The sequence below is a fragment of the Sagittula sp. MA-2 genome (assembly GCF_030126985.1).
Lineage (GTDB): Bacteria > Pseudomonadota > Alphaproteobacteria > Rhodobacterales > Rhodobacteraceae > Sagittula.
In genome coordinates, this window is record NZ_CP126147.1 from 77,411 (window position 1) to 93,623 (window position 16,213).

The window sequence follows — 16,213 nt, forward strand, 5'->3', positions numbered from 1 at the left end:
GTCAGGTCTCCTTGGCAAGTCTGGGATCGAGCGCATCGCGCAGGCCGTCTCCGACGATCTGGAGCGAGAGGACGGAAAGCGCGATGGCGATGCCCGGGAAGAGGATGAGGAAGAAGGCGTTGTCGATGAACTGCCGCCCTTCGTTGACCATGATGCCCCAGGTCGGCGTCTTGGGATCGACACCAACGCCGAGGAAGCTGAGGCCCGCCTCTGCCAGCATGGCATAGGCGAAGATGAAGGTGGCCTGCACGAGGATCGGCGAGAGGATGTTGCGCAGCACGTGGGTCAGCATGATCGCGGGCGTCCCGGTGCCAAGGGCGCGGGCCGCCTCCACGAAGGGCAGTTCGCGGATGACGAGGGTGGAGGCGCGCACGATACGGGCGATGCGCGGCGTGTAGACGACGGAAAGCGCGAGGATGACGTTGCCCATGGTGCCGCCGAAGATCGCCACGAGCGACAGCGCAAGCAGGATGTCGGGGAAGGCCATCATCGCGTCGATCAGCCGGGACAGCGCGGTGTCCAGCTTGCGGAAGAACCCGGCGACAAGCCCCAGGATCACGCCAAGCAGCGTGGACAGCGCCGCGACACCGAGGCCGATCATCAGCGAGGTCTGCCCGGCAACAAGCAGCCGGCCCAGCAGATCGCGTCCGAAGGCATCGGCGCCAAGGACGTATCCGCCGGTTCCGGGGGCCGAGAGACGGCTGCGCACGGACATGCCGCCGATCTCGGTGATCCCCAGTGTGGGCAAAAGGAAACAGGCAAGCACGATCAGGACGAACATCACCAGCGCACCCATGACGGAGGGACGCGCCGAGAGTTGCCGCATGAGGCCCGGGGGCGCTTCGGAGAGGGAACCGCTCATCAGTATTTCACCCGTTTGTCGACGACGAGGTAAAGAAGATCGGTGGCGAGGTTCACCAGCACATAAAGCGCCGCGACCACGATCAGCGTCCCCTGGATCACCGGGTAGTCGCGCCGCAGCACCGCGTTGACCACGAGATTGCCCATGCCCGGCAGGTTGAACACCCGTTCCGTCACCACGGCGCCGGACACCAGCAGCGCAAAGGTCAGGCCGACCACGGTGATGATGGGGATGCCCGCGTTCTTCAGCGCGTGACGCAGGACCACGCGACGTTCGGTCATGCCCTTGGCGCGGGCGGTGCGCACGTAGTCCTCGCCCAGGATGTCCAGCATGGAGGCACGGGTGAACCGCAGGATAAGCGCGGAATTGGTGATGCCGAGCGTGATGGCAGGCAGGACCAGGTGGCCCATGCGCGTTGCGAAATCCGCCTCCGGTCCGCCATAGCCCGAGACTGGGAACCAGCCGAGGTCGGTCGCCAGGAACCGCTGGAACAGCAGGCCGGTCAGGAAGGACGGGACCGAGGCCGCAAGCATGGCAGACGTCACCGATATCTGGTCCCCGGCCGACCCGCGCCGGTAGGCGGCCCAGATGCCGATGGGTGCCGCGATGACCAGCGCCACCACGAGGGAGAAAAGCGCGAGGAAGATCGACGGCTCCGCACGGTCGGCCAGCACCTGCACCACCGGCTGATCGAAGAACAGCGAGGTGCCGAGGTCGCCTTGCACGGCGTTGGCGAGGAAGGTGAAGTATTGCACCGTGATCGGACGGTCGAGGCCAAGCCGGACGCGCAGGTCGTCGACTTCCTCGGGCGTGGCATCGGGGCCGAGCATGAGGCTTGCCGGATCGCCCGGGGCGAGACGGACGAGCACGAAGGCGATGGTGAGCACGAGAAAGATCACCACGATCATGCCTGCGAAGCGGTTGGCCAGATATCTGCGCATGTGTTCTTGTTCCGGCTGGAATGGCCGGCCCCGCAAGGGACCGGCCGATTGTCAGGTCACTCGGCCATCTTCGCGTTCCAGAAGGCCGGCCACGGCGAAGGCGCGACGCCTTCCAGACCCGCGGCTTTGCCCTGCAGCGCGTTGAAGTTGCCGACCTTGATCAGGCCCACGTCTTCCAGCACGATCTGCTGCAGCTCTGCAAAGACTGCCTTGCGCTTCTCCGGATCGCTTTCCGAGGTGAAGCGGTCGAGGATCGCGTTCTTTTCGGGGTTGTTCCAGCCCTCACGCGCGGTGGCGAAGAATGAGGAGGTCAGCGCCGGTTCCGGCAGGAAGGGCGAATGGGTGATGTAGATGTCCCACAGGTCCGGGTTGTCGCGGTTCTGCGCCAGCGTCGCCCAGTCCACCACGTCCATCTGGACCGTGAAGCCAGCCATCTCAAGCGCCATGCGGGCGACTTCGGCCATCTGGTAGTGGAACTCGTACTGGCGCGAGGTCAGGATGCGCAGCGGCGCACCGTCATAGCCCGCCTCTTCGAGGTAACCCTTGGCCTTCTCCTGGTCGTTCTGGTTGTACAGCTCGACACCGGCATCCGACCGCCACGCCCAGCCCTCGGGGTACATCGCGCCATCGGTCTGGAAGAACTTCTCGTCGCCGAAGGCGGCAAACAGCATGTCGTCGAAGGGCAGGGCGGCCTGCACGGCCTTGCGGATCGTGAGGTCCGTCATCAGGCCTTTCTTGTGGTTGATCGCAAAGACCGGCCAGCCGAAGGGCTCCAGCAGCACCGGCTCCGCGCCTTCCGACTCCGCGATGCGGTCGTAGGCCTCGGTCGACAGCCCGTCGGCATAGGCAAACTGCCCGGAGAGCAGACCCTCGACCCGGGTGTTGCCATCCGGCACCGGGATGAAGCGGATCTCGTCCGGCGTCTGCGCGCGCTCGGCGGCCCCGGTCGGCTGGGTGTAGCCGTCAAAGCGGACGAGCTGGGTGTACTGGTCGGGCTGATGCGCCTCCAGCTTGTAGGGGCCGGTGCCGATCACGGTCTCGATCTCGGGCGCGATGATCTCTTCGGGGTAGATCGCGGCGGCGGAGTTCGAGAAGGCCAAGAGCGACATCAGCGGCGCGTAGGGCGTCGAGAGCGTCAGCGTGATCTCGTTCGGTCCGGTCGCCTCGACGGAAGAGACCTTGTCGGCGATGCCCTTGCCCCGGCTCGCCACTTCGAGCCAGCGGTCGAGCGACGCCTTCACGTCCGCGCTGTCCATGGAAGACCCGTCGTGGAAGGTCACGCCTTCGCGCAGCGGGATCACGTAGGTCAGGCCGTCCTCGCTGATCTCCGGCATCTCGGCGGCCAGCAGAGGCACGACCGACCATGTGTCGTCGAAGGTAAAGAGCGTTTCCACGAAGTGCTGCGTGACGATGCTGACGACGTCCTTCGTGGACACCATCGGATCGAATGTATCCGGCTCACCGATGATGGCCACATCGAGCGTCTCGGCGCTCAGCGGCGCGGCAAGAAGCGCCGTGGCAGCGGCGGTCAGGAAGAGTCTGGAACGGTGGATCATGACGTTTTTCCCTGGGTTGTTTGATTTGTTCTTGTCCCCTCATAAGGTCGGAATCAGTACACAGCAGTCAACTATACTCCATAACTGGAGATCATAGCGGGATTGGGCGAACCAGAAAACAGGTGCGGCCAACATCAGCCAAGGATGACCATCAAGGTTGTATGCCGCGTATGAAAGGCCTTGGTTTATTGATCGAACCACGTTGTTTTGCGTCTCCGGTCCGCGGCCTTCGTGACGCCCTGACGTGTCGACTTTCCGGACCCTGTCGGACGCGGCGATCTGCCGTTCATCCGGACCGGCGGACAGCTTCTGACCCATCTCGAAAGCCGACTCTCATCAACAACCTTCGCTGTTGAAGCCGCCCGACGACACCGTCCCATCCCGAAAAGCGCCGAAAGATCAGCACCGCCTCGACAGAGCGGGTTTGCCCCGGACCAGATGCCGCTGCGGATCACTTCAGGTGAAGTCGTGAGGGACACGGCCCTCTCTCAGGGGAACCGCAATCCGGGCGCGGTTCGGAAATTCTGGTGCTCCATACCCCGCCTTTCAGGCGCTCTCGGCAGGTCGGACATCGCTGCGCCGCCGCAAGAACTCGATCAGCAGTCTCAGCTCGCCACTTGGCTCGGCCTCCTGGGGCCAGACAAGGTAGTAAAAGCTCCCCGGATCTTCGAATGCCGGACCCACCCGCACCAGCCGGCCGGACTGAAGTTCCCGGTCGGCGAGGAAATCCGGCAGGAGCGCCACGCCAAGGCCCGACGTCGCCGCGTTGGCAAGCGACAGGAACTGGTCGAACAGCGCGCCGCGCAGGTGGCCCGGCGCCACGTCCTGCTGCAGGAACCAGCTTTCCCAGGCGCCCGGCCGGCTCGACAGGTGCAGCAAGGGCATCCGGAGGAGATCGGCGGGGGTCACCGTATCGGGCAGGCCCGTGTCCGGGCGCGCGACCGGCACAAGGCGATTGCGCGCGAGGGGAAGAAATTCGACCCCCGGCCAGTCCGCGGTGCCGAAATGGACCGCCGCATCGAATTTTTCCGCGGCGAAATCGAACGGGCTGTTCCGCGTGGTCCGGTTGATGTGCACCTCCGGGTGCGCTTGCAGGAACGCCCCCAGATGCGGATCGAGCCAATAGAGCCCGAAGGTCAGCGGGATCGCCAAACTCAGGGCATTTCGGTCGCCCGCAGCACGGAGCTGCAAGCTGGCCTGCGCGAGGTCGGCCAGACAGTCCCGCACCGACCGCGCGTAGCTGCGCCCTGCCGAGGTCAGGCGCAGCCCCTTGCCTTCGCGGATCAGAAGTTTGACGCCCAGCTGATCCTCCAGGCTCTTCAGCTGACGGCTCACTGCCGAATGTGTCAGGTCGAGGTCCCGCGCCGCCGCGACAGCGGTCCCGAGGCGATCCACGGCCTCAAGCGCGCGCAGGCTGCTGATCGTCGGAAGAAAGCGTCGCGGGATCGACATGTGACAAAAGCTCCAAGGTTCGTGCGCACAAATCACTTTTCGGACAAGCCTCCGTACGGCACTTTCTCATGAAATCCCATGGGAGACTTGCTCTGATGCAGACTGTTCCAACGTTTCGCCACGCGCAGAGAACTCATTCGTTGGAGGTTTCCGAAATCGTTCAGCTTCCGGACCGCGCCGCAAAGCTGAGCGCCTCGGGACAGGACACCGTCCTTTTGTCCAACAACACGCCGGTGGTCCTGCCCTGCGACATGGACGACCGATTTCGGCTGACTGTCGCGAAACTGGATGCTGCGATGACCCCCCGCAGGCGCTGGATCATGTTGAACGCAGCCTCGAACCCGACCGACGCGCTCGATCCCGGGGAAGAGCTTCCGGCAGGGCTCGATCAGTTGGAGGCATTCATTCCGCAGGCCCCGGTCGCCGATCAGAAACAGCCGCTGGCAAAGGGAGCAGCCCAATGAGCACGGCAGGGATCCTTTGGGAACACACGAACGGCGAGGGCATCCCCGAGACCCGGCTTTCGTCCAGCAAAGAGGCCGATCTCGTGGTGATCGGTGGCGGCTTCACCGGCTGCTCGGCCGCGCTTCAGGCCGCGCGGTCAGGCGCGTCGGTGATCGTGCTCGAAGCCGAAACGATTGCCCATGGCGGCTCCGGCCGCAACGTCGGTCTGGTGAATGCCGGGCTGTGGCTGCCGCCGGACGATGTCGTGGCGACCATGGGTGAGGCTGCGGGCACGCGGCTGATCGAAGAGCTGGGCCAAGGCCCCGCGACGGTCTTTTCCCTCGTGCAGGAATTCGGGATCGCCTGTGAAGCCGTTCAGAACGGCACCCTGCATCTGGCGCATGCGCCCGGCGGTTTCCGCGACCTCGAGAACCGCTTTCGACAGGGCAACCGCTTCGGGGCGCCCTTGCAGCTCCTGGATCGGGACGAAACCACCCGGCGCACGGGCAGCACCGAATTTCACGGCGCGCTTCTGGATCCGAGGGCGGGCACGGTGCAGCCCCGGGCCTATTGCAACGGTCTGGGGCGCGCGGCCGTCGGACTGGGGGCTCAGATCTACCAGAACAGCCCGGTCACCCGAGTCGAAAGGGCAGGGAAGTCCTGGCGGGTCCATGCCAATGGCGAGGTCGTCACCGCGCAGCGCCTGCTTCTTGCAACGAACGCCTACCACACGCTGGCCGAAGGCGCTTATGCGCCGGAATACGTCGTGGTGAACTACTGTCAATTCGCCACGGCACCGCTGACCGAAGCGCAGCGGGCAAAGGTCCTGCCCGGGCGCGAGGGATGCTGGGACACCGCGCTGGTCATGTCGTCGATCCGCACGGACGAAAGCGGCCGGCTCATCGTGGGGGGCATGGGGAACACCGACGGCCCGGCTGCGCAGATCCACGCACGATGGGCACGCCGCAAGTTGCAACGCCTGTACCCCGACCTGGGCGACGTTCCGTTCGAGCACCACTGGCGGGGCAAGATCGCGATGACCCGGGACCATATTCCGAAGGTCGTCGAGTTCGGCCCCGACGCCTACGCCGTCTTCGGCTACTCCGGACGGGGCATTTGCCCCGGCACCGTCATCGGCACGGCTGCGGCCAAGGCGCTTCTGGGGGAAGGTCCCGACGCACTGCCTCTGCCGGTTGTCCGCAAGTACGCCGAACGCTTCAAGAAGCTGATGGGCGCCTATTACGAATTCGGTGCATCGCTGACCCATGCAACCCGGCCCGGCCTCATGGGGTGACGCCATCGTGACGCTTGCATTCGTCCTTCGGGTAGGTTTCGAGGTATGACGGGAACGGCGCCCGTGTTGCCAAGGCGCTTCCAGTCAGACGGAGCAGCGGACATGACCACCCTTTCTCGGCGGGAGCTTCCCGACATGCGCCTGTTGCAGACGTTCGAGAGCGCCGCGCGCCACGGCAACTTCACCCGCGCCGCAGACGAGCTCGCCCTGACGCAAAGCGCTGTCAGCCGTCAGGTCCGCGAACTGGAAGAGCAGATCGGCCATCCCCTGTTCGAGCGGGTCCGTGGCCGGGTCATCATGACACCGACCGGCGAGACGTTTCTTCGGGAGGTCACACAGCTTCTGCGCATGGCCGAGGTCACCATGCGTCACGCCAAGGCCGCCGACGCGGGCCACACGCTGCTGACCATCAACGCTCTGCCGACCTTTGCCCATAGATGGCTTGCGCCGCGTCTGGTGGACTACATCGGCAAGGCCCCGAACACGAGCTTCGACATCACCACGAGAAAGGGCCTGTTCAACCTGGCCGCCGAGCAATGCGACCTCGCGATACACTTCGGCGACCCGAACTGGCCGGGGGCCAGGTGCATCTACCTGTGCAGCGAAATCGTCGTTCCGGTCGTGGGCGGTGCGCTGCGGCAGACGCGCGCCTCCGCGCCCGAGGACCTGATCGAAGCGCCCAAACTCGTCCTGTCGGAACGCCCAAACCTCTGGTCGGACTGGTTCGGGCGCTGCGGGGTCGACGCGCCCCTTACGCGCATCGCCCATACCTTCGACCAGTTCACGCTCACCATCGAGGCGGCGAAGGCCGGTCTCGGGTATGCGCTTCTGCCCCGCTACCTCATCGAGAAGGAACTCGCCGGCGGCGAGCTGAAGGTCGTTCTGGATGCGCCCCATGCAACGCAGAAAGCCTACCACATGGTGATCCCGGAAGGGCGCGAGGAAAAGGTGAAGCCGTTCTGCGACTGGCTTGTGGACCAGGTCCAGTTCCGCCCGCTGGCCCGGGGGTAGTGCCCAAACCGGCCAACGGGTCTTCGATGGTGCGCGGCGCACGCAAATCCAGCTCTGTGCGGGCCATCTCCACTCTCGTTGCTTTCCAGCAAGACAGCGGAGATGTCCCAACCCATTTTGAATGCGCCGCCGAGGGGGACGCTGCGCGGATAATCCGTCTTATGTAATTCGGATCACCCGGCGCATGACCCTAGGTCGGCGCTGATCCGGGCCGCCGCTGTCTGGCAGATCGTGCGGAAAGCCCTTGGCTGCTCGTCGTATCGCGCCTTGGGAATGCAGAGGCTGACCGCCGCGAAGGGGATTTCCGTGTGGTTGCGCAAGAGCGCCGCCGTGCAGATCACGTCCCGCTCCGTCGCGACCGGCCCGGCGGCAAAGCCGTCGCGCGCCATGGCGGCCAGGTCCGTCTCGCGCCGTTCCGGAGGCAGCAGCGGCGTACGCCCGTTGGCGTGGTCGGCGAAATAGGCCTCCTGCCGCGTGCGCCCGGCGACCGACAGGTGCAGCATGCCGACCGGCGTCTCGTGCGCGTCGAGGTCGTCGAGGATGCTGCGCGCAACCCGCAACGCCTTGCCGCCCTCGATGGCATCCGCCACCACCAGCCGCGAGCGGTCCAGAACCGTCAGGTGCACCGTCTCCCCGTAGTCAGCCACCAGCCGCTCCAGCGTCGGGCGGGCGGTGTCGACCAGGGCGGAGGTGTCGATCAGCACGCGGTAGAGAGAGGCAATCATCGGCCCCAGCCTGTACCGCCCCCGCGCGACGCGCTGCACCATCCCGATCTTGCGCAAACCGTCCATCAGGTCGTGCGTTCCGCTCGTCGACAGGTTCATCCGACGCGCGATGTCCGACAGACCCAGCTCAGGCTCCTTTTCGGAGAACAGCCGCATGATATTCCCGACTTTCCGGATAGTCCCCATGTTCACTCCTTCTCAACTGATTACTCATTCACACTATCCGGTAATAACGGATAAACTCACGGTATGGTCCGATACCTTTAGGCAATGCCGGATTTGACCTTTCATACCCTCCAACCCGATCAGCGATTTCCGGACGGGTCCAAGGGAGGACAAGATGAAAGATCACACCACACAGGGCACCGCACCCTACACCGGCGCCGAATTCCTCGAAAGCCTTCAGGACGGACGCTGTGTCTATGTCCATGGCGAGCGGGTCAAGGACGTCACGAAGCATCCCGCGTTCCGCAACTCCTCGCGCATGGTGGCGCGCTGGTACGACAAGCTGAACGCGCAGAAGGACACGCTTGGACGGCCCACCGACACCGGGTCGGGCGGCTGGACGCACCCGTTCTTCCTGGGGCCGAAATCAGCGGAGGACCTGATCGCCGGCCGCGACGCCATCGCCGAGACGCAGCGCGTGGCGAACGGCTGGATGGGCCGCGCACCGGACTACAAGGCGGCCTTCCTCGGCACGCTCGGCGCGAACAGCAGCTTCTACGGCGAATACGCCGAGAACGCGAAGATGTGGTACGCCCGAACGCAGGAGCGGCTGGACTACTGGAACCACGCCATCGTCAATCCGCCGATCGACCGTCACCTGCCCATCGAGGAAACCGGCGACGTCTACATGCAGGTCGAGAAGGAAACCGATGCGGGCCTGATCGTGTCGGGGGCCAAGGTGGTCGCCACCGGCTCGGCGCTGACGCATTACAACTTCATCGCCCACTACGGCATTCCCATCAAGGAGAAGAGGTTCGCCCTGATCTTCACCGCGCCCATGGGCGCCGAGGGGGTTAAACTGATCTCGCGCGCCTCCTACGAGCTGAACGCGGCGGTGATGGGCACACCCTTCGACTACCCGTTGTCCAGCCGCCTGGACGAGAACGACTCCATTCTCGTCTTCGACAAGGTGCTCGTCCCGTGGGAGAACATCTTCATCTACGGCGACGTGGAGAAGATCAACGCCTTCTTCCCGGCCTCGGGCTTTGTCCCGCGCTTCACCCTGCATGGCGTGACGCGGCTGGCGGTCAAGATGGATTTCATTTCCGGTCTTTTCTCCAAGGCACTGGAGGCGACAGGCTCCGGCGTCTTCCGCGGACCGCAGACGGCGGTGGGCGAGGTCATCGCCTGGCGCAACCTGTTCTGGGGCCTATCCGACGCGATGGTGAAATCGCCCGTCGCGTGGGAAGGCACCAGCGGCTACGTCCTGCCCAACATCAACTACGGCCTCGCCTACCGGGTCTTCGCGCCCATGGCCTACAGCCGCATCAAGGAGCTGATCGAGCGGCACGTGGCCTCCGGCCTGATCTACCTGCCCTCCTCGGCGATGGACTTCGGGTCAGAGGAGATCCGCCCCTACATCGACCGTTTCGTGCGCGGGTCGAACGGCATGGTCGCCGTGGACCGGGTGAAGCTGCTGAAGCTGCTCTGGGACGCGATGGGCTCCGAATTCGGCGGTCGGCATGAGCTGTACGAAAGCAACTACGCCGGCAACTACGAAAACATCCGCATCGAGACCATGCTGACCGCACAGGCGACCGGCGAGATGGAGATGATGCAGAACCTCGTGGAAGAGTACATGTCGGAATACGGCCTCGACGGCTGGAACGTGGCCGACATGATCAACCCGTGGGACGTGAACCGCCTCAGGGGCGGCTTCCAGTAAATCCTCCGGGATGCGGTCCGCCGGGCTTGGCGGGCCGCGTCTGACAGGCAAGAGGCCATCATGGATTTTCAGGCAGAACAGACACGCATCGTGACGGACTGGCAGGCGTCCCTGCCCGCCTCCGTCATGGCCATCGGCGCCTTCGACGGTGTGCATCGCGGCCACCAGGCGCTGATCCGCGGCGCGGTGGATCAGGCGCGGAGGGCGCATGTCGCCTCTGTCGTCTGGACCTTCGACCCGCCGCCCAAGGTGGTCTTTGGCCGCGCCGCACAACTTTGCCCGCTGGACGAGAAACTGGCCCGCATCGCCCGGCTTGGCCCGGACATGATCGTGGTCGCCCGCTTCGACCGTCTCTATGCCGCCCGAAGCGCCGACACCTTCCTGCGCGACCTCGCCCGGGTGAACCCACAGGTGATCCACGTCGGCGCGGACTTCCGGTTCGGGCACCGGCAGTCCGGCGACACCGCCCTCTTGTCGCGCCATTTCAACGTCAACATCGCGCAACCCGTGATCTGCGCGGCGGGCGAAACCGTATCGTCCACACGCATTCGCGCCCTACGTGCAGACGGGAGACTGGCAGAGGCCCGCGCCCTGCAAGGCCCCTTCGAGAGCGCCGCCTGCCTGACCGGGCGGATGCTGACCCAGGACCTGAGATTCCAGGAGACGACGCCATGAACGTGCGCTTCGAACATATCGACCCCCGCGCCCTGCGCGATGCCTGCGGCGCCTTCGCCACCGGCGTGACGGTGATTTCCACCCGGACCGAGGAAGGCGACCACGGCATGACCGCCAACGCCTTCATGTCGGTGTCGCTGGACCCGCCGATGATCGCGATCTCGCTGGACCACAAGTGCAAGCTCCTGGACAAGGTGCGCGCCTCCGGCCGTTATGCGGTCAGCATCCTTTCCGACGAGATGGAGAAGCTGGCCATGCACTTCGCCGGGCGTTTCGACCCCGACCACGCCGATCCCTTCGAGGAGCTGGACGGCCTGCCCGTGGTGCCCGGCGCCGCGTCGGTCTTTGTCTGCGACGTGGCGCAGGACGTGGAGGCCGGGGATCACGTGGTCTTTATCGGACAGGTCACCCGTCTCGAACGCGCGTCCGGGGCCCGCCCGCTCCTTTTCCACGGCGGCAAGTTCGGCGGCCTGGCCGACTGAGGCCTGCCTCGCGCGCCTTCAATGCAAGCGACGGCTCGCGAGATCATGCATGACATGGTGCCGGCAATGCCGGGCACCGCACAGCCTTCAGAGGCAATCCATGCAGGCCCCATGCCTCACCCCGAAAACCCGAAAGGAAAAGCGGCCCCAAATCGGGCCGCTCCCTTCCATCCCATGTCCGGCAAGCGACACTCTACTCCGCCGCAGCCGCCCGTGCACCCGTCACCCGCGCCAGCCCGTCGACAAAGAACGGGCGGAAGCCGTCAGGATGCTCGCTCATCGGGAAGTGCCCGACCTCCTCCATCACCGAAAGCGTCGCCCCCGGGATCTGGTCGGCGGTGCGCTTCGCATCCTCCGGCGTGCAGGTGAAATCATAGGCCCCGACGATGAAATGCACCGGCGTCCGGGTCGTGTCGATCCGGTGAAGCTGCCCCACGAGGCTGTCGTCCTGCGTGTAGAACGAGAGATCCCCCCGGAACACGCCCGGCCCCGACTGCATGAACATCCAAAGGGTGTTCCAGCGCTCCGCCAGCGGTGCATAGGGCGAGATGTTGGTCGACACCAGCGCCGCCCCCATCTCTCCGCCATGCGCGTCGGGCCGGTGGAACCAGTCGATGTCGTACCACGCCGGCTGGAAATCCGACGCCTCGATGGCCAGGAAGGCCCGGAACGCCTCCGGGTGGTGCACCGCCAGTTGCAGCGCGATCCGCCCGCCCATCGACACGCCTGCCAGCACCGGCCTGTCCAGCCCCAGCGCAGCCGCCACGGCAAGGACGGTCTGCATGTAGACCTCCGTCGTCAGCAGGTATTCCTCGGTCTGGAAGCCCTCCGGCGGCAGCGACTTCCCGTGCCATGGCATGTCGAAGGCGATGACCCGGTGCGACGCGGTGATCTCCGCATCGTTCAGGATGTGCCGCCACTGGCGCGTGTCCGACCCGGCGGTGTGCAGGCACAGCACCGGCTGCCCCTGCCCCGCTTCCTCGAAGTAGATGCGCTGGCTCCGGCCCGCGACCTCGACCGTCACGTACCGTCCGCAAATCGGCTCGATCATGCGTTCACTCCTTCACGTCCAAGGGCCAGGACCTCCTTGAAGAACCGCAGGTTCTTCACGAGGCACAGCATGTCGCCGACGATCTCCGCCCGGCCGATCTTCACCATGGCAAAGATGTCGTGGAACCCCGGCGCGGGCCGCGCGGTCCAGAAGGCACGCAGCGCGTCGGCATCTGTCATCAGGCCGAAACGGTACGGCGTCTTCTTCGACGGCCCCTCCACGATCCGGTCGATGCGCCCCTTCTCGAACACCAGGTAGAATTCCTGCCCGTCCACCTTCAGCAACACGGTTTCCGAAAACAGCGCGCCCAGGCGATGAAGATGCGGGCTGCGCTCAAGCTCTGCCGTGATCCGTGCCAGCGTGTCGTGCATGGGTCCTCCCCTGTCAGGCCCTGTTCCAGTCGCGCGCAGCATGGCGCGCCGCACAGCGGGCCGAAAGGTATGACGCGATACCCTCCAAGGCGACACGGCCAAGACCTTTTCGATATCGCCCGATACCCGGCCCCCGGCTTCCCCGATGCCCGGCAAGGGTGCACAGTCGCCCCACCAGACACCACCGGCACCCCAGCCGCCCCGACAAGACGCAAGAGGAGGAGGATCCCAATGCGCAACGTGACCGTAGAGAACGTCACCGACGTCGTCGTCGACGCCATCGGCGCCAGCAGCGACATTCCCGCCCGCCAGAAGGAGATCATGACCGCGCTGGTCAAGCACCTGCACGGCTTCTGCAAGGACGTGAACCTGACGCATGGCGAATTCATGCAGGCCTGCGATTTCCTCGCCCGGGCCGGGGCCGTGTGCTCCGACAAGCGGCAGGAGTTCATCCTGCTGGGCGACATCCTCGGCGTCGAGGTGCTGTGCGACATGCTGTCGAACCCGACCCCCAACGGCGAGACCACCGGCACCGTGCTCGGCCCCTTCTTCCGCGAGAACGCCCCGATCCTGCCGCACGGCGCCTCCATCGTGCAGAAGCACTTCGATGACGAGGAATCGGTCTTCGTCGAGGGCTACGTGAAGGACGCCTCCGGCGCCCCGATCGCCGGCGCGATCATCGACGTCTGGGAAGACGCACCCAACGGCCTTTATGAAAACCACGACCCGGAGCAGCCGGAATACAACCTGCGCGGCCGGTTCGAGACCGACGAGAACGGCTATTACGCCTACCGCGCCCTGCGCCCGGTGCCCTACCCGATCCCGTCCGACTGGACCGCGGGCGAGATGATCGCCTACATGGGCCACCACACCATGCGCCCGGGCCACATCCACGTCGTCGTCAACAAGGAGGGCTACCGCCCGCTGGTGTCGCAGATCTACGACGCCTCCTCCGACTACCTCGACAACGACTCGGTCTTCGCCGTGAAGGAGAACCTGATCGGCGAGTTCCGCAAGGCCGACGCCGACCACGGCACCGACCTCCACGTGCAGTTCGACTTCGTGCTGGCCGACCAGAAGCTGGCCATGGCCGCCGAGTAACGGCCTGCCCCGCGCGGCGGACAACCGCCGCGCGGGTCCCCACCAGACCCAATTCCCGACGACAGGACCACGGACATGAGCGCATCCCGCACGGCAGCGGTTGTAGACCTTGGCGGCGCGACCGCCCGCGGCACCGCCATCAAGGCGATCAGGACGCGCATCGTCGATTGCGTCACCACCCGGCGCCACAAGCTGTCGAACACCGAGCTGACCCACCAGTCCTTCGTCATCGTGGAGGCGACGCTGGCCGACGGCACCACGGGCTACGGCGAGGCCAGTACCCTTGGCGGCCCCCGTTGGTCCGAGGAAAGCGTGGAGGCGATCAAGGCCAACATCGACACCTACATCACACCGGCGCTGCTTGAGGGCTCCGCGCTCGACTTCGAACTGAACGCGCTGAAGATGAAGAAGGCGGTCAGCCGCAACACATCCGCCCGCGCCGCGGTCGAGGGGGCGCTCTACGATGCCGCCGGCAAGTCGCTCGACCTGCCCGCCACAGCCTTCCTCGGCGGCACGGTCCGCGACCGGATCGAGGTGCTCTGGGCCCTCGCCTCGGGCGACGCCGAACAGGAGATCGAGGAGGCGCAGGCCAAGCTCGCCGCCCGCCTGCACCGCCGTTTCAAGATCAAGCTGGGTTTCCATGAACCGCGCGAGGACATGATTCGCCTGCGCCGCATCATGTCGGCCATGCCCGCGGGCACGGAAATGGTCGTCGACATCAACCAGGGCTGGTCGGAGGCCACCTTCATCCGCTACGCCCCGGAGCTGGCCGAGATGGGCATCGCCCTGATCGAACAGCCGCTGAAGCCCGGCCTGCTGCACGCCACCGCCCGCGTGGCGCAGCGCAGCCCGATCCCGATCATGACCGACGAGGCCGCCTTCTCCACGCAGGACCTCGTGCAGAACGCCGTGGCCGCCACCGGTTCGGTCTACTCGCTCAAGCTGGTGAAATCCGGCGGCCTGCAAGAGATGAAGCGCGCCGCGGCCGTCGCCAGCGCCTTCGGCCTCGAACTCTACGGCGGCTGCCTGCTCGAATCCGGCATCGGCGCCGCGGCCCACCTGGCCGTCTTCGCCACCCTGCCCACGCTGGAATGGGGCTGCGAACACTTCGGCCCCTCGATCCTGCAACGCGACCTGACCAAGAGCGGCATCATTTACCGCGACTTCCACATCGAAACGCCCAAGGGTCCCGGCCTCGGCATCACGGTGGACCCCGACGCCCTCGACGCCGCCACCCGCAAGTCCTGACCCGACACAAACGGGCCCCCAAACCCTTCATCTTGGCCGCAAATACCTCGGGGGGCTCCGCAGGAGCGGGGGCAGCGCCCCCTCCCCCGTTCAAATCTCCGATGACACGCGGAACCCGGCGCCAACGGCCACAGCCGCCCCCTCAGTGCCCGCGCCGGAACTTCCGCGCCACGTCGAAGAACTGCGCCACCTGCGCGGACTGGTTGTCGCGCCGGGCGTGGATGGTCAGCGCGGTCCCGGGGTTGTAGCCCTCGTAGCTGCGGAAGAACACGCCGGGGCGCGAGGTCCGCGACACGCTCTCCGGCACGACCGAGATGCCCACCCCCACCGACACGAGGCTGATCGCCGTCTGGTAATCCTGCGCCAGTTCCAGCGCCGCGGGCTCGAACCCTTCCTTGCGGCAGATGCTCAGCACGAAGTCCGCATAGCTGGGCCGCGGCCTGCGCGGATACAGCACGAAGGTCTGGCTGCCGAGCTCCGCAAAGACGATCTTCTTGCGCTCCGCCAGTTCGCTGTTGTCGGGGATGGCCAGGATAAGGTCTTCCTGCGCCAGCGGTTCGCGCCGCAGTTCGTCGTCCTTCAGGCTGGGCCGGGCGACGGCCACGTCGATCTCGCGCTGCACAAGCGCGGAATGCAGTTCGGCATTGTTCATTGCCGACAGCGCCAGCTCCACCTTGGGATAGAACGACCGATAGGACTTTATGAGATTGGGCAGCACCCCGTGCGAGGCCGATCCGACGAAGGCCACGCGCAGCCGCCCGACACCGCCCTCGCCGACCTGCCGGGTCTCCTTGTAGGCAGCCTCCAGCCGGTCGACCAGCGCGCGGGCGTGGCGTTCCAGCACCTCGCCCGCCTGTGTCTTGCGGATCTGGCTGCGCGAGCGGTCGAAAAGCTGGGCGCCGATCTCTGCCTCCAGGGCTGCAATCTGGCGGGACAGCGGCGGCTGGGCGATTTCCAGCCGCGAGGCGGCGCGGCCGAAGTGCAATTCCTCGGCCACCGCCAGAAAATACCTGAGACGACGCAGTTCCATGGCACCCCTCCCTCAGACCTAGAAGGTATGGGAGGTGCGCTCACGATACAACTGCGATCATGGTCGGTCGGACGGGCGC

At 65.8% G+C, this 16,213-nt stretch carries 16 protein-coding genes; 8 read left to right on the top strand and 8 right to left on the bottom strand.

The features are described 5' to 3' along the window. Position 1 precedes the first annotated feature (1 nt). The 4 genes from QNI11_RS23325 to QNI11_RS23340 form a co-directional block, all read right to left on the bottom strand. The gene (locus QNI11_RS23325) at positions 2-862 is read right to left on the bottom strand and encodes an ABC transporter permease (protein ID WP_283983618.1); all 861 of its coding nucleotides are present in this window, start codon (positions 860-862) and stop codon (positions 2-4) included. Then, positions 862-1,803 carry an ABC transporter permease gene (locus QNI11_RS23330; RefSeq protein ID WP_100931550.1) on the bottom strand — a complete coding sequence of 314 codons (942 nt, stop codon included), beginning with the start codon at positions 1,801-1,803 and terminating at the stop codon, positions 862-864. The genes QNI11_RS23325 and QNI11_RS23330 overlap by 1 nt, the downstream gene beginning before the upstream one ends. Before the next feature lie 56 nt (positions 1,804-1,859). Continuing rightward, the gene (locus QNI11_RS23335) at positions 1,860-3,359 is read right to left on the bottom strand and encodes an ABC transporter substrate-binding protein (protein ID WP_283983619.1); all 1,500 of its coding nucleotides are present in this window, start codon (positions 3,357-3,359) and stop codon (positions 1,860-1,862) included. 546 nt (positions 3,360-3,905) lie between these two features. Beyond that, on the bottom strand, positions 3,906-4,811 hold the full coding sequence (locus QNI11_RS23340; protein WP_283983620.1) for a LysR substrate-binding domain-containing protein: 906 nt from the start codon (positions 4,809-4,811) through the stop codon (positions 3,906-3,908). Between the two features lie 95 nt (positions 4,812-4,906). On the opposite strand from QNI11_RS23340, the gene QNI11_RS23345 reads away from it, so the two are divergent. The 3 genes from QNI11_RS23345 (at position 4,907) to QNI11_RS23355 (ending at position 7,560) form a co-directional block, all read left to right on the top strand. Next, positions 4,907-5,275, top strand: coding sequence for a hypothetical protein (locus QNI11_RS23345; protein WP_283983621.1), 369 nt, complete (start codon positions 4,907-4,909; stop codon positions 5,273-5,275). Beyond that, complete coding sequence (locus tag QNI11_RS23350) at positions 5,272-6,549, top strand: FAD-binding oxidoreductase (protein WP_283983622.1); 1,278 nt, start codon at positions 5,272-5,274, stop codon at positions 6,547-6,549. The genes QNI11_RS23345 and QNI11_RS23350 overlap by 4 nt, the downstream gene beginning before the upstream one ends. Before the next feature lie 102 nt (positions 6,550-6,651). After that, positions 6,652-7,560 (top strand): LysR substrate-binding domain-containing protein, encoded by a 909-nt coding sequence (locus QNI11_RS23355; protein WP_283983623.1) that lies wholly within the window; start codon positions 6,652-6,654, stop codon positions 7,558-7,560. Between the two features lie 173 nt (positions 7,561-7,733). Here QNI11_RS23355 and QNI11_RS23360 read toward each other — a convergent pair whose 3' ends face one another. Next, on the bottom strand, positions 7,734-8,441 hold the full coding sequence (locus QNI11_RS23360) for an IclR family transcriptional regulator (RefSeq protein ID WP_283983624.1): 708 nt from the start codon (positions 8,439-8,441) through the stop codon (positions 7,734-7,736). 184 nt (positions 8,442-8,625) lie between these two features. Here QNI11_RS23360 and QNI11_RS23365 point away from each other — a divergent pair, with 184 nt between their 5' ends. The 3 genes from QNI11_RS23365 to QNI11_RS23375 are packed head-to-tail and all read left to right on the top strand — an operon-like array spanning position 8,626 to position 11,333. Then, on the top strand, positions 8,626-10,176 hold the full coding sequence (locus QNI11_RS23365) for a 4-hydroxyphenylacetate 3-hydroxylase N-terminal domain-containing protein (protein WP_283983625.1): 1,551 nt from the start codon (positions 8,626-8,628) through the stop codon (positions 10,174-10,176). 60 nt (positions 10,177-10,236) lie between these two features. Beyond that, on the top strand, positions 10,237-10,851 hold the full coding sequence (locus QNI11_RS23370; protein WP_283983626.1) for an FAD synthetase family protein: 615 nt from the start codon (positions 10,237-10,239) through the stop codon (positions 10,849-10,851). Next, the gene (locus QNI11_RS23375; RefSeq protein WP_283983627.1) at positions 10,848-11,333 is read left to right on the top strand and encodes a flavin reductase family protein; all 486 of its coding nucleotides are present in this window, start codon (positions 10,848-10,850) and stop codon (positions 11,331-11,333) included. Before QNI11_RS23370 ends, QNI11_RS23375 begins: the two co-directional genes overlap by 4 nt. Positions 11,334-11,526: 193 nt before the next feature. Here the strand turns inward: QNI11_RS23375 and QNI11_RS23380 are convergent, their stop codons facing one another. Both QNI11_RS23380 and QNI11_RS23385 read right to left on the bottom strand, forming a co-directional pair. Next, positions 11,527-12,384: an alpha/beta fold hydrolase gene (locus QNI11_RS23380; protein ID WP_283983628.1), complete on the bottom strand. Its 858-nt coding sequence runs from the start codon at positions 12,382-12,384 to the stop codon at positions 11,527-11,529. Then, the gene (locus QNI11_RS23385) at positions 12,381-12,755 is read right to left on the bottom strand and encodes a hypothetical protein (protein WP_283983629.1); all 375 of its coding nucleotides are present in this window, start codon (positions 12,753-12,755) and stop codon (positions 12,381-12,383) included. The genes QNI11_RS23380 and QNI11_RS23385 overlap by 4 nt, the downstream gene beginning before the upstream one ends. A 231-nt stretch (positions 12,756-12,986) precedes the next feature. Between QNI11_RS23385 and QNI11_RS23390 the strand changes: the two genes are divergently transcribed. Then, entirely contained in the window at positions 12,987-13,856 is an 870-nt protein-coding gene (locus tag QNI11_RS23390; protein WP_283983630.1) for an intradiol ring-cleavage dioxygenase, read from the top strand. Between the two features lie 75 nt (positions 13,857-13,931). Continuing rightward, positions 13,932-15,104, top strand: a complete 1,173-nt coding sequence (locus tag QNI11_RS23395) for a muconate/chloromuconate family cycloisomerase (protein WP_283983631.1) — start codon at positions 13,932-13,934, stop codon at positions 15,102-15,104. A gap of 142 nt (positions 15,105-15,246) precedes the next feature. On the opposite strand, the gene QNI11_RS23400 is transcribed toward QNI11_RS23395, so the two are convergent. Further along, positions 15,247-16,134 (bottom strand): LysR substrate-binding domain-containing protein, encoded by an 888-nt coding sequence (locus QNI11_RS23400; RefSeq protein WP_283983632.1) that lies wholly within the window; start codon positions 16,132-16,134, stop codon positions 15,247-15,249. Positions 16,135-16,213 lie beyond the last annotated feature (79 nt).